Source organism: Methylobacterium komagatae (genome assembly GCF_042661665.1).
Lineage (GTDB): Bacteria > Pseudomonadota > Alphaproteobacteria > Rhizobiales > Beijerinckiaceae > Methylobacterium > Methylobacterium komagatae.
In genome coordinates, this window is the sequence record NZ_JBHSWN010000001.1 from 2,102,021 (window position 1) to 2,115,262 (window position 13,242).

Sequence of the window (13,242 nt, forward strand, 5' to 3'; positions counted from 1 at the left end):
CGCGCCGCCGCGCAAGTGCCGACGCCCCGCTTCGTGCCCGGACATCCCTCGAAGGCGGGCCTAGCGCAGGCGGGAACTCGGTTCACAGCCTCGCCCCGACGGAATGAAGATCGGAGTGGCGAAGGGGGCGCCGCAACGCTAGGACTTTGCGGATCCGAGAGAGTTTCGTCACCACCATGAATCGCGCAAGCCTCATCGGGGTCGCTTTGCACTATTTGACGCAATTGAGGATGTCGGTCGGGCACCGCAATAGCCTCAACCTACAAGACATCAACGTCCATGCGGAAGCGTTTTTTCGAGATTTTCTGAACTTGGCGTTTGACTATAAGCTGAAAAACATCAACATAGTAGAGAGGAACGCGCGAGCTATCGATTTGGGCGACGAGGACGAACGGATCGCCATCCAGGTGACGTCGACGTCGGAATTGGACAAGATCAAGCATACCCATAAGGGCTTCGTGGCGAGCGGCCTGGACGGCAAATACGACCGCCTGGTCGTTCTCATCATCGGAGAGAAGCGCAGGTACCGGGAGTCGTTCCTAGGCGGCGACGGCGTGTTCAGCATGTCCCTGGTGGACGACGTCTGGGACATTCCCGAGCTCCTGAGGAAGGTCGGCGACCTTCGCTTGGACAGGCTTGAGCGCTGCTGCGAGTTCCTGCGCGACGAGTTGAAGATCCCCGAGCCCCGGCAGTCCAACGAGGTTGGTACCCTGATCCGCCTCATAGAGGTGCTCAGCGCCGCCGAGGAAGGGATCTCGGTCGGCGACAACCGGGAGGACCCCGATCCCGACAGGAAGATCCGCGACCGATTCGCGGATCACGCCGCCTTCCTCGAACAGCGGTTCGTCGACTTGCACGAGATATATGGACGGGCGCTGGCGGAAGTGAACAGGCATACCGACCTCGGGCACGTGCGTGTGCGCAAGCTCCAGGTCTACCTCATGAATTGGAGCGACCGCGTCCTGACGGAATATGGAGGCGATCCCAAAGCCGCCCTCGACGCGCTGACCGAAAAGGTCCTTCGGATGATGGGCACCAGCGCCGTCGCGTTCGACGATTGCGCCATTCGATATTACCTTGTCGATCAGCTGATTGCCTGCAACGTGTTCCCGAACAAGCGCGCGCTCGATGCCTAGCATCTTCCTCAAGGACGAGGCACTCGACAAGTCTCCGGCAATCGTCGGTTTCGAGATCGCGCGGTACATCAGGCAGTCGGGCAAGGGTCGCGTCAGTATCTTCGACGTGGTGGAGCGTTTCAAACGCGAGAGTTGGTTCGCGTGGAATTCGTTCTTTTATGGCATCACCTTCCTATACGCCGTTGGCCTGATCGATTTCGAAGAACCATACCTGATCGTCCGTGATGTTGATTGAGCGTCTCTACACCGAGCCCGCGACCATCGATCCCATCGTCTTCACGGCAGGGGTCAATGTGATCCTGGGTGAGAGCGACGTGACCAGCTCCAAGAACAACGGCGTCGGCAAGTCGCTCTGCATCGAATTCTTGAACTTCGCCTTGCTCAAACGCAAAACGGAAAGTCGCGTGGCAAAAATCCCGAAGGAGAGCTTCGATCCGCGCACCCTCATCTGCGTCGACTTCCGGCTGCACGGGATCGGTTACACCATCAAGAGATCGCTCGAAGAGGTGGAGCACCCGCGGATCATCGTCGACGGGCGCGAGACGGTCTACGCGAAGCTCAAGGATGCGACCGATTTCCTGACGGGAAGGCTGTTCCCCGACCAGGATGAGCAGGTCGGGTTCCGGGAGATCCTGGGGCCGCTGATCCGGGACGAGCGATCCGAGTTCAAGTCGATTGTAGGCTGCTTCGACACCAAGGCCCGGATACCGGACAACTACGCGCCGCACCTCATGCTCCTCGGCATCGACCTCGGCATCTACCGTGCCGTCAAGGGCATACAGAAGGAACTCGACGCCATCGCCGTCGAGGAGGCTCGCATCAAGGACAGCGTGAGGCTCGTTCGCCAGAAGGACCTGGATGACGCCCGGTCCGACCTCAACGCCCTCGACGAGGAGGTCGAGACGATCCGGCAAGGCATCGATGCCCTGGAGAACGCCCCGGCCTACGACATCGTGAAGGGCGAGATCCTCGATATCGAAGACCGGATGTCGGACCTGCGCCGCAGCAAGGACGTGCTGGTCCAGCGCGCTGCGAACCTGGCGCCGATCGCCCTGGAACCCGGCATAGACAGCGGCGAGATCCGCGACTTCTACGACCAGCTTCGTGCCGGCCTGGGAACCAGCATCGTCCGCGAACTCACGGAGGTGATGACTTTCAAATCCAAGATCGAGCAGTTCCAGCGTCACCTGCTGGACGAGAAGTCGAGGGTGGTGGACGTCGAGATCCGGAACCTCAACAAGCAGCTCGCAGAACTCGATAGGCGGTACGCAAAGCTGGTGGCGGTTCTCGACCAGAAAGGGCAGCTGCGCAACCTACGCCAGACCTATGCCTCCTTCCAGGCGAAGAGCGATGAACTTGGACAGCTCAAGAGCTTCCTCGGCCGTTACGACCAACTGCTGATCGAACGTCAGGCCAAGAAGTCCGAGATCGAGGCCGAAAGGCTGGCATTGCAGGCCAGCATCTCTGCCGCCGGGGACCGGCTGCGGTCCTTCGAGCGGACGATCCTCACCATTCATCACTTCATCCAGGGCAACCGCAAGGCTTCCTTCGAGGTGCGAACCACCCCCAGGAAACACGTCGTCGATATCGTTCTGCGGATCGACGATGACGGCAGTCATAGCGTGGAGAGGGAAAAGGTGTTTATCTACGACATCGCGCTGCTGCTGAACGATTATACTAAATCCCGCCACCCCGGGCTGCTGGTTCACGATAACATCTTCGACGTCGACGACGACACCCTGCGCAAAAGCCTGGAGTTCATCCTCACTCGGGCAAGACTCGACGAGAACCAGCAGTACATCCTGACACTCAATGTCGACCGCATCGAGCATGCACGGGAGGAGGTATGGTATCATGAGCTTGAGCAGAGCGTCGTGGCATCTTTCACCAAAAGCAATCGCTTTCTCAAGGCGCACTACCAGGAGGTTGGCCGGGAGTGATCGTTCGGACCAGGACCCTCCTCGCCGCAAGGCCCATCGATCAGGATCCAAGCGCACGTGCGCAGGCCGATGGACATGATGCTTCAGGGTTGAGCGATGGAACCACGCCAAGCGTCGCCGCACCGGTCGAGGATGTCGAGGGTCGACCGGCTTCAGCGTCAGGACGGCCATGTCGCCTGCAGCGAACGCGCTCCAGCCTGATGCGAGGCGCTCCTCAAGCCTTGACCTTCCCACCATGGGAAGCCCCATCTGGAGGTGACGCCGTCATAGGGAGAGCGTCATGCATCGTTTCAAGGTCGACCAGATGGGCTGCGGAGGTTGCGTCAAGTCCGTGACCCGGGCCATCATCGACATCGAGCCGGAGGCCCAGGTCGCGGTGGACCTCGGGGCCAAGCTCGTGACCGTGTCCGGCGCCGTCGGGCCGGCAGGCCACATCGCACGGGCCGTCACCGCCGCCGGCTACCCGGCCGAGCAGGTACGCGCGACCGCGTGATGGGACGCGCCGGCAACCAAATGCGGATGCAGGCATTCTCGTCCAGGGTGTGACTTCGTCGCGGCATTCAAGATCGGGGTTGGCGACCGGGATGGCCTTCAAGCGGCATGTGGTGCGTTCGATGGCGGCGATGATCCTGGCGATCATCGCCTACGTCGCGCCGTCCGCTGTCGAGGCTCACGATGGCCATGTCCACTGCGGTCACAATCGGCGCGCGGCGGCAATGGTCGATGCGAAGGCACCGCTTGCTGGGCTGGCCCTCGCAACCTCGCTGCACGTCCCAGGGCTCACGGGAAGGTTTCCCGGTGCGCCGCGTTTCTTCGGGACGATGCCGGTTCGGCCGACGGCCTCGCTCAAAGCCGCCGATTCCGACGAGGGTTGCTGCCCCGGCGCCTGCAAGCGCTGCCGCTGCGGGACGGCCGTTTGTGGCACCCTCGGTATTCCCGCCGCCCCGACATCCTTGTCGGCCCCCCTCTTCAAGGCCGTCGTGATGGTCCCGGACGACGTCGCGGGGCACGAGGGCGCAGGGCCCGAGGCGCTTCGCAAGCCGCCACGAACCGTCGCGTGAGGCGTTGCGCGCCTGAGGCGCGCAACGCCTGAGATGCGCCCGCGGCCACGACCTGCGCCCGCTTCCTCGCCGTCGAGACCGATCCCCTGTCGATCTGTCCAATCGCCGCCTCAAGAGCGGCGGCGCCGCTTCGGGTCGCCCCGGCGGGGCGCGCCGAACCGTGGCTCGAAAGGGCGGCGTCCCATCGGGTCGTTCGTGATCGGGCGATCCCGGCGCGCCGGGACCGGTCCACGATGGCCGCGGGACCGTCTTTCCAAACGTGAACGTCACCGCGAAAGATTTTCGTCTTTCGCGTTGAACAAGATGTCAGTTCACCATCTTTATGACTGCGCTGTGCTGAGCAATAAAATCGCTTTTTGGCGTAAAGCTCAGTTTATCGAACAGTAAAAACTACCTGGATGGAGATTAAAAATGCATACGATTTCGAACGAGATGCAGTCCTGCGTCGATGAGTGTCTGCGCTGCTATCAGACCTGCATCGGCATGGCCTCGAACCACTGCCTTCCGGCCGGCGGCAAGCACGTCGAGCCGGCGCATTTCCGGCTGATGTTAGCCTGTGCGGAGACGTGCCGGACTTCGGCTCACTTGATGCTGATCGGCACCCCCGAGCACAAGCATACCTGCCGCGCCTGCGCAGAGGTGTGCGAGGCCTGCGCCAGGAGCTGCGAGCAGGTCGGCGACATGCGGGACTGCGTCGAGCAGTGCCGGCGATGCGCCGAGAGCTGCCGCAAGATGGCCGCCTGAGCCAATCGGGGCGGCCGGCGACGGCCGCCCCTTCCACCAGATGAGAGGAGGCAACCATGCTCGTTCGTTATCTTGTCCTTGCCGCGACCATGGCGTTCGCCGGCGCCGGAGCGGCCGTCGCGGCCGACCATGACCACGATCACGACCACGGCTCGATGCAATCCGCCGTGAGGCTGCCGGACGCGTGCAAGGCGGCCTCGGCGGGCAAGGAGGCGATGGTGAAGGACATGCAGGCGCACATGTCCCAGGCCATGCAGGGCATGGGCAGTCAGATGACCGAGACCCAGAAGGGCCTGCAGCGGGCGATGATGTCGATGAATGGCCCGATGATGCAGGGGATGATGGCGGGCGATCCCGACGTCGCGTGGGTCTGCGCGATGATCCCCCACCACCAGGGCGCCATCGACATGGCCCGAGCGGCGCTGAAGGGCGCCGACAACGCCGAGAGCAAGCGCCTCGCCGAGAAGACCATCGGCGAGCAGGAGAAGAGCATTCAGGAGCTCGTCGCCTGGCTCGACAAGAACGCGAAGAAGGAAGGCAACCGGTAAGGCGCCGCGCGCCGCCGGACCGTTCGCGGTCCGGCGGCCAGGCCCTCGGCCATACGGAAGGAGCGGTGATGAGCGACGCGTCGCAGGGACATCCTCACGCTGCGGGAGGCCACGCCCGTGCCGGCGGCCACGACCATTCCGCGCACGCGCACGGCCACGGGCACGACCACCGTGCGCACAGCCATGCCGCACCTGACTCGTCCGATGGCGCCTTCCGCGTGAGGGACCCGGTCTGCGGGATGACGGTGGACCCGCACGCGACGAAGCACCGGGCCGAGCACGACGGGCATCCGTACTATTTCTGTTCGAACGGCTGCCGGACCAAGTTCGAGGCCGACCCCGTCCGCTACGTCGACCCCGCCTCCGCCGCGGCGAAGTCCGACCCGGTGCCGGCGGGCTCGATCTACACCTGCCCGATGCACCCGGAGGTGCGCCAGGTCGGGCCAGGGGCTTGCCCGATCTGCGGGATGGCCCTGGAACCCGCGATGGTCGGTGCGGACGACGGTCCGAGCGAGGAGCTCGTCGACATGACGCGCCGGTTCTGGGCCGGGCTGGTGCTGACCGTTCCGGTGTTCGTGCTTGAGATGGGCGGCCACCTGCTCGGGTTGACCGACCGCCTCGGCCAGCAGACCTCGAACTGGATCCAGTTCGCGCTCGCCACCCCGGTCGTGGTCTGGGCCGGCTGGCCCTTCTTCGTTCGGGCCTGGCACTCCGTCCTGTCCCGGAACCTGAACATGTTCACCCTGGTCGCCCTCGGGACGGGCACGGCCTACCTCTACAGCGTGGTCGCGACGCTCGCCCCCGGGCTGTTCCCGGAGGCGCTGCGCGGGCGCGGCGGGGCGGTGCCGGCCTACTTCGAGGCGGCGGCGGTGATCACCGTGCTGGTGCTGCTCGGGCAGGTCCTGGAGCTGCGCGCCCGCGAGAGCACCGGCGGCGCGCTCCGGGCGCTCCTCGACCTCGCGCCGAAGACCGCCCGCCGCATCCGGCCGGACGGCGAGGACGAGGAGGTGCAACTCGATGCCATCGAGGTCGGCGACCGCCTGCGCGTGCGCCCCGGCGAGAAGGTCCCGGTCGACGGGACGGTGGTGGAGGGCCGCGGCTCCGTGGACGAGAGCCTCGTGACGGGGGAATCGATGCCGGTCGCCAAGGAGGCCGGCGCCCCCGTCATCGGCGGCAGCCTCAACCAGTCCGGCTCCCTCGTCGTCGAGGCGACCAAGGTCGGGCGCGATACCATGCTGGCCCGCATCGTCCAGATGGTGGCCGAGGCCCAGCGGAGCCGGGCCCCGATCCAGCGCCTCGCCGACCGGGTCGCGGGCTGGTTCGTGCCGGCGGTCATCGGCGTGGCGGTTGTCGCCTTCGCCGCCTGGATGGCCTTCGGGCCGGAGCCCCGCTTCACCTTCGCTCTGTTGGCCGCGGTCGCGGTGCTGATCATCGCCTGCCCGTGCGCGCTCGGCCTCGCCACGCCGATGTCGATCATGGTCGGCGTCGGCCGCGGCGCCGCGGCCGGGGTGCTCGTCAAGAACGCCGAGGCGCTGGAGCGGATGGAGCGGGTCACGACCCTGGTCATGGACAAGACCGGCACCCTGACCGAGGGCAAGCCGGCCGTGACCCGGATCGTGGCGGCGGCCGGCTTCGACGAGGACACGCTCCTGCGGCTCGCGGCGAGCGTCGAGCGGGCGAGCGAGCACCCGCTCGCCCTGGCCATCGTGGCGGCGGCCGGGAAGCGGGGGATCGCGACCGCCTCCGTCACGGATTTCGACAGCCCCACCGGCAAGGGCGCGCTCGGAACGGTCGAGGGCCGCCGCGTGGCGCTGGGCAACGCCGCCTTCCTTCGCGAGCAAGGGGTCGACGTATCCACCCATGACGCCGAAGCCGACGAGCCCGGCGCGACGGCGCCACGGCGATCTTCGCCGGCGTCGACGGACGGGTCGCCGGCGTCATCGCCATCGCCGACCCGGTCAAGGCGACGACGGCCGAGGCGCTGGCGGCGCTCCGGACCGAGGGCATCCGGGTCGTGATGCTGACCGGCGACAACCGCACGACCGCCGAGGCGGTGGCGCGCCGGCTCGGCATCGAGGAGGTCGAGGCGGAGGTGTTGCCCGACCAGAAGGCCGCCGTGGTCGAGCGGCACAAGGCGGCCGGGCAGGTGGTCGCGATGGCCGGCGACGGCGTGAACGACGCCCCCGCGCTCGCCGCGGCCGACGTCGGGATCGCGATGGGGACGGGGACGGACGTGGCCATCGAGAGCGCCGGCCTGACGCTGCTCAAGGGCGACCTCGTCGGCATCGTGCGGGCGCGGCGGCTGTCGCGGGCGGTGATGGGCAACATCCGCCAGAACCTGTTCTTCGCCTTCGTCTACAACGCGGCCGGCGTGCCGGTGGCGGCCGGCGTCCTCTACCCGTTCCTCGGCATCCTGCTCTCGCCGATCGTCGCGGCGGCCGCGATGGCGCTGTCCTCGGTCAGCGTCATCGGCAATGCCCTGCGCCTGCGGGCGACCGACCTCGATCCCGCCCCGCCCCGCTAGGAGTGCCCGTGTTCCCCACTTGGCTCAACACGCTCGCGATCCTGTCCCTGCTCCTGGGGGCCGCCTGCTCGGCGCTGCTGTCGGTGCAGGTGATCCGGCACCCGCAGCACATGACGGTCATGAACGTCGTTTGGCCGGTGAGCGCGCTGTTCGGGACGCTCGTCGTCGTCTGGGCGTACTACCGCTATGGACGGCTAGCCACGATGGAGGCGCACCATCACGCCAAGGAGCGCGGCGAGAAGCCGCCGAACATGACGCAGACCCCGTTCCCGGTGATGGTCGGCAAGGGCGCGCTCCACTGCGGCAGCGGCTGCATGCTGGGCGACGTCGCCGCCGAGTGGCTCGCCTTCCTGGTGCCGGGCGTCGCCGTCTGGTTCGGATGGCACTCCCTATTCGAGGAGAAGATGTACGCGGTCTGGGTGCTGGACTTCGTCTTCGCCTACGCCCTCGGGATCGCGTTCCAATACTACGCCATCGTGCCGATGCGCGGGCTCTCGCCCGGCGAGGGCCTCGTGGCGGCGGTGAAGGCGGACACCGCATCGCTGATCGCCTGGCAGGTCGGCATGTACGGCCTCATGGCGCTGACGCAGTTCTGGCTCTACCCGCTCCTGGCGGGACGACAGGCCCCGGTGGACTCGGTCGAGTTCTGGTTCGCCATGCAGGCCGCGATGGTGGCGGGATTTCTGACCAGCTACCCGGTGAACTGGTGGCTCGTCGGCTCCGGCATCAAGGAGCGGATGTAGGCCGGGCGGCGCCTACCCGCGGATCACGAGGAGCCGGCAGAGGACGGCGCACGAGGTCGTAAGCATGCAGATCCAATAGCCGGCCTCGCTCGGGGCAGGGCGCGTTTCCGCTCCGGCGGCGGCGTGGCAGCACGGGCACCGCTTCGCGTCGGCGTGAATTGTGCGCCCGCGGCGTTCGCACCTCGATAGGAGCATGGGCTCCCTCCACTGTCCCTGGCCGAATCCCGCGCGTCGCCGCACGGCGGCGGCGCCCGTCGCGCAGGCCATCGGGAGCGCATCGCCGGTCCTGGGCACCTGCGTAGCGCGGCGGGCCCGGCCATCGAATTACGCCTTCGGTGGCCGGCGGGCTTACGTCGGTCCGGCGCCGGGGTGCGGCGACCCATCCCGGAGGTACGCGGCGCCTCCGTGGCGTAGGCGTAACGGATAACGTTAGGCGTACGCGTCACGCGACCGGGAGGGCTTCCCCCGGTTGGTTGGGGTCCTTCGGCCCGGGAGCCGGCTCCGGGATGCCGCTACACGGGTCCGGGTGACCGTTGGGCGCCTCCTCTACGCCGAACCGGGGTTCGCGGGCGGGACGCGACCGTTTGTTCACCGCTCGCGGCCATGATGCCGGTGACGGCTTGGGATGGCGGGCATGGTCACGCGAAACGGGGTCTGGAAGGCGGCGGATTGGAGACGGTCCAGGCCGGCGCCGCCCGGCGGCATCTAGGACCGGGTCTCGGTCCGGACGGTCCGGAGGGAACTCGGCTGGGGATCGTTCGGTGGGATCGGCCGCGCGCTTAGGAAGTGGAAGGACAGGGAGGATCAGGCTGTCCCGTAGATGCTGGGAAGCCGGCTGTGGCCTGCACTCAATCAGCTTAGCCGTGTGAAGGGCTGCTCAGGGGGACACGGACATCGGGCGTGCCACGAGAGCCAGGGCACGTAACCGCGCCTTTGCGGCTGTCTCGCCGTCAACGAGCGAGAAGGCCAGCCGAACGGCGGATGGATCGAAGCGGCCGTAGCCACGGGGACCGCTCACAGACCTTTGCCGCCCCCTGGATGGTCCCCTCTGCGGTCGTTTGGCAGGCGATGATCTACCTGATGATCGAGGCACGGGATGAACTTCTCCGGGTTTCTCCATTTAATCCGGCGTACCTGCACCTGGAGAAGCGGGCCGTTGGATGAGCCTTCGCCTACAGCCGGCGCACGTCGCCACGAGCGCCAAGTCACCATCCCGGATCGGGTGGCCGACGCCTTTGCTCGCGTAGATCGGGCCGGAGAGGTGGCGCAGCTTCCGCAGGCTGTCCGATGAGGGCTGCCATTCCGTCCCACGACGTGTTCGAGGCCACTCCGAACCCGTACCTCCTGCTCGCCGCCGATAGCCCCACCTTCACGATCATCGGCGTCAACGAGGCCTACCTGCGCGCGACCATGACCGAGCGCGAGGCGATCACGGGCCGGTCGCTGTTCGAGGTCTTCCCGGACGATCCGGCCACGCCGAAGGCCTTCGGCGAACGCAACCTGCGCGCCTCGCTCGACCGTGCCATCCAGACCGGCCTGCCGGACCGCATGGCCGTGCAGCACTACAACATCCGGGGTCCGGACGGCGTGTTCGTGGAGCGGCACTGGCGACCGCTCTCCGTGCCGGTGACGGGCCCGGGTGGGGAGGTGCTGAGCCTGATCCACTACGTTGAGGATGTGACCTCAGACGTTGTAGGTACGCGCGACACCCAGACGGCGCTCACTGCCAGCGATGCCCGCTACCGCGCGATCGTGGAGAGTTCGACCGATTACGCGATGGTCGCCATGGACCTGTCCGGCACCATCACCACCTGGAACACAGGCGCCGAGCACGTCCTGGGCTGGCGTGCCGAGGAGATGGTCGGCCGCCCCAGCGAGACCTTCTTCACCGAGGAGGACCGCACCGCTGGCATCCCCGCGCAGGAAATGCGCGCGGCTCTCGAACAGGGGCGCGGCATCGACGAACGCTGGCACCTGCGCAAGGACGGCTCGCGGTTCTGGGCCAACGGCGAGCTGATGCCGCTCAAGGACGAGGCCGGCGCGGTGATCGGCTTCCTCAAGATCCTGCGTGACCGCACCAGCCAGCGTGAGGTCGAGCGGGCCCTGGCCGAGCAGACCGACATCCTGCGTTCCGTGACCGATCACGTCAGCGAAGCCGTGTTCCGGCTCGACCCTGACGGCACGATCCTGCTGGCCAACCCGCCGGCCGGTCGGCTGTTCGGCTGGCCCGCCGACGAGCTGGTGGGCCGGAACCTGCACGAGACGCTGCATCATCACCGGGAGGACGGCACCGCATTCCCGGCCGAGGAGTGCATCTTCGTGCGAGCCTTGCGGGAGGGAACGTCGATCGTCGCCGAGGAGACGGTCTTCTTCCGGCAGGATGGCACGCCGGTGCCGGTGACGTGCACCAACGCTCCCTTGCTCCGCGACGGAGAGGTGGTGGGCGCGGTCGTCACCGTCACCGACCTCACCGCGCGCAAGCGTGCCGCAGAGCAGCAGGACATCCTCAACCATGAGCTGTCGCATCGCCTGAAAAACACCCTGGCCATCGTGCAGTCCATCGCCACACAGACCCTCCGCGGGGTCACCGAACGGCACTTGGTCGAGGCGTTCGAGCGCCGGGTGCTCGCCCTGTCGCGCGCCCATGACGTGTTGGTTCAGAAGAGTTGGGCCGCCGCCCGAATGCGCAGCGTGATGGAGAGCGTGCTGGCGATGCAGGCGGACCTCGACCGCTTCGCGCTCGACGGCCCGGACCTGGACATCAGTCCGCAGGCGGCCCTGTCGCTGTCGCTGCTCCTGCACGAGATGGCGACCAACGCGCTCAAGTACGGGTCGCTGTCGGCCGGAGCCGGCAAGGTACGGATCGAGCTGGCGCACCGAGACCGATCCATCGCCGACGCTGGTGTTGGACTGGGCCGAGACCGATGGGCCGCCGGTGGTACCGCCGAGCACCCGTGGCGGCTTCGGGTCGAAGCTGATCCGCATGGGCCTGCTGGGAACGCGGGTGGCCGCCCTCGATTACGCTCCTGTCGGCCTTCGCGCCGAGTTCCGCGCGCCGCTCGCTGAAGTGCTGGTTCATTAACCCCTATGGCTCAGTCCCAAGGCCCACGCCTGACTTACGTGCTTGTCGTCGAGGATGACCCGATCCTGATGATGTCGCTCGTCGACTTCGTCGAACAGGCGGGCTGCGAAGCCGTCGAGGCGACCAGCGTGACCGAGGCGCTCCAGATCCTGGAGAACCGCGCCGACATCCGCACGGTGTTCGCAGACCTGGACATGCGCGGCTCTACGATCGGCATGCAGATGGCCATGACGATCCGGGACCGCTGGCCGCCCATCGAGCTGCTCATGGTGTCCTCGCAGCCCTGGGACGCCGCTCGGATCCCGGAGCGAGGCGTGGTCCTCGGCAAGCCCTTCGACCGCCGCAGGATCGAGGCGGTGATCCGCAAGTTCGCCGCCTGAAGTGGTAGGGCGAACGTCGACTTCCCGGCCGGCCATCGCGCGGGCGGACCTACCGGAGGCCTTCGAGAGGCGGCTCGCGGTGATCGGACGGGGGTTGCTTGAGCTGGGCCGGGTCGAGGCGGACCGGGCGGGTCTGCAGGGGTTCGTCGCGGCCGAGGACCGCGGGGCCATGGCGAGGGCTACGCTCGACGAGGCCCTGGACCGGATCGACCTCCTGGAGGAGCGCGTCGCGGCGCTGCAGGCCAAGCTGGACCGCGTGCGTGTCGACGGCGCCCCGTCGACCGGGAGCGTGCCGCCCGCTTCCGCGGCGGGCGAGGCGGGCTCCGTTCCGCAAGGTCGGGCCCGCACCGGGTTCGTCGATACCGCGCACGGGCTGAAGCTGGCGCGAGCGGCGAACGACTTCCGGGGGCGTGTGCGGGACGCGGTCGCGGCGGCGGCGCGCCAACGCGGACCCATGGCGGTCCACCCCCTCCTGAGGGCTCTGCCGACCCGGCTGGAGGAGGGGGCGAGCGGGCGGGCCACCCGCTCACGGAGGCGTTGGCTGCGCTATCCCCTCCTGCGCCTCATGGACGACCGTAAGGGCTGACCCTCGTCGGCGACCGGCTCGGGCTGGCCGAGCCCGAGCCCGACATCGCGGCGACGACCGGACCGCTTCCTGCCGATGCGGTCGCGGCGATGGCGAAACGGCCGTTCTGGCGCCGGTTCATGCGGGAGGTCCACGCCCTTCTCGTCATGGGCGGGGCGCTGTCGGCGGAGGGGATCCTCGGCGGCCTGGACGCGGAGCTGGACGCGGCGACCGGGCGGTTCCAGAGGATCACGCCCGGGCTGCTCCGGTGGAAGCTGCGCCAGCTTATAGCCGAGCGGAGGCCGTTCGCGGACCTCCCGGACGGACGCTTCGCCGTCCTCGCGGGCGAGGTACCCTGGGACGGCGAGAGCCCGGTCGGGGGCCGGGCCGCGAGGTCCGGACGACGCCCCGCGGCCGCGGTTGGCGGCGAGCGGGGTCGACGCGGCGCGGCGGCCGACTGGCCCGGTTACCGTCCGGAGCAAAACGAGCGTTCCCGGCCGCCGAAGCGAGAACGGTCTC

The 13,242-nt window shown here is 67.6% G+C and carries 11 protein-coding genes and 1 pseudogene; all 12 read left to right on the forward strand.

The genetic code is table 11. The features are described 5' to 3' along the window. The first annotated feature begins 176 nt into the window (after positions 1–176). The 12 genes and pseudogenes from ACFQE0_RS10255 (at position 177) to ACFQE0_RS10310 (ending at position 12,744) form a co-directional block, all read left to right on the forward strand. The gene (locus ACFQE0_RS10255) at positions 177–1,136 is read left to right on the forward strand and encodes an SMEK domain-containing protein (RefSeq protein ID WP_116655336.1); all 960 of its coding nucleotides are present in this window, start codon (positions 177–179) and stop codon (positions 1,134–1,136) included. Next, positions 1,129–1,371, forward strand: a complete 243-nt coding sequence (locus tag ACFQE0_RS10260) for a hypothetical protein (protein ID WP_059408078.1) — start codon at positions 1,129–1,131, stop codon at positions 1,369–1,371. Before ACFQE0_RS10255 ends, ACFQE0_RS10260 begins: the two co-directional genes overlap by 8 nt. After that, positions 1,361–3,076, forward strand: coding sequence for a DUF2326 domain-containing protein (locus tag ACFQE0_RS10265; protein ID WP_378969311.1), 1,716 nt, complete (start codon positions 1,361–1,363; stop codon positions 3,074–3,076). Before ACFQE0_RS10260 ends, ACFQE0_RS10265 begins: the two co-directional genes overlap by 11 nt. 280 nt (positions 3,077–3,356) lie before the next feature. Then, positions 3,357–3,569, forward strand: a complete 213-nt coding sequence (locus ACFQE0_RS10270; protein ID WP_116655334.1) for a heavy-metal-associated domain-containing protein — start codon at positions 3,357–3,359, stop codon at positions 3,567–3,569. 91 nt (positions 3,570–3,660) lie between these two features. After that, positions 3,661–4,137 carry a hypothetical protein gene (locus tag ACFQE0_RS10275; protein WP_116655333.1) on the forward strand — a complete coding sequence of 159 codons (477 nt, stop codon included), beginning with the start codon at positions 3,661–3,663 and terminating at the stop codon, positions 4,135–4,137. Positions 4,138–4,548: 411 nt separating this feature from the next. Next, positions 4,549–4,881, forward strand: coding sequence for a four-helix bundle copper-binding protein (locus ACFQE0_RS10280; protein ID WP_116655332.1), 333 nt, complete (start codon positions 4,549–4,551; stop codon positions 4,879–4,881). A 56-nt stretch (positions 4,882–4,937) separates the two neighbouring features. Further along, a complete protein-coding gene (locus ACFQE0_RS10285) occupies positions 4,938–5,429 on the forward strand; it encodes a DUF305 domain-containing protein (RefSeq protein WP_116655331.1) in 492 nt (163 codons plus the stop codon). A 68-nt stretch (positions 5,430–5,497) separates the two neighbouring features. Further along, positions 5,498–7,953 (forward strand): annotated as a pseudogene (locus tag ACFQE0_RS10290) (heavy metal translocating P-type ATPase). Between the two features lie 8 nt (positions 7,954–7,961). Continuing rightward, positions 7,962–8,696: a DUF4396 domain-containing protein gene (locus ACFQE0_RS10295; protein ID WP_116655493.1), complete on the forward strand. Its 735-nt coding sequence runs from the start codon at positions 7,962–7,964 to the stop codon at positions 8,694–8,696. Between the two features lie 1,287 nt (positions 8,697–9,983). Beyond that, on the forward strand, positions 9,984–11,762 hold the full coding sequence (locus ACFQE0_RS10300) for a PAS domain S-box protein (RefSeq protein WP_378969315.1): 1,779 nt from the start codon (positions 9,984–9,986) through the stop codon (positions 11,760–11,762). Positions 11,763–11,816: 54 nt separating this feature from the next. Continuing rightward, complete coding sequence (locus ACFQE0_RS10305) at positions 11,817–12,158, forward strand: response regulator (protein ID WP_378969317.1); 342 nt, start codon at positions 11,817–11,819, stop codon at positions 12,156–12,158. Between the two features lie 94 nt (positions 12,159–12,252). After that, positions 12,253–12,744, forward strand: coding sequence for a hypothetical protein (locus tag ACFQE0_RS10310; RefSeq protein ID WP_378969319.1), 492 nt, complete (start codon positions 12,253–12,255; stop codon positions 12,742–12,744). Positions 12,745–13,242 lie beyond the last annotated feature (498 nt).

Coding starts and splice junctions, on each gene's coding strand:
- ACFQE0_RS10255 (WP_116655336.1), top strand. CDS start 177: ATGAATCGCGCAAGCCTCATCGGGGTCGCTTTGCACTATTTGACGCAA.
- ACFQE0_RS10260 (WP_059408078.1), top strand. CDS start 1,129: ATGCCTAGCATCTTCCTCAAGGACGAGGCACTCGACAAGTCTCCGGCA.
- ACFQE0_RS10265 (WP_378969311.1), top strand. CDS start 1,361: ATGTTGATTGAGCGTCTCTACACCGAGCCCGCGACCATCGATCCCATC.
- ACFQE0_RS10270 (WP_116655334.1), top strand. CDS start 3,357: ATGCATCGTTTCAAGGTCGACCAGATGGGCTGCGGAGGTTGCGTCAAG.
- ACFQE0_RS10275 (WP_116655333.1), top strand. CDS start 3,661: ATGGCCTTCAAGCGGCATGTGGTGCGTTCGATGGCGGCGATGATCCTG.
- ACFQE0_RS10280 (WP_116655332.1), top strand. CDS start 4,549: ATGCATACGATTTCGAACGAGATGCAGTCCTGCGTCGATGAGTGTCTG.
- ACFQE0_RS10285 (WP_116655331.1), top strand. CDS start 4,938: ATGCTCGTTCGTTATCTTGTCCTTGCCGCGACCATGGCGTTCGCCGGC.
- ACFQE0_RS10300 (WP_378969315.1), top strand. CDS start 9,984: ATGAGGGCTGCCATTCCGTCCCACGACGTGTTCGAGGCCACTCCGAAC.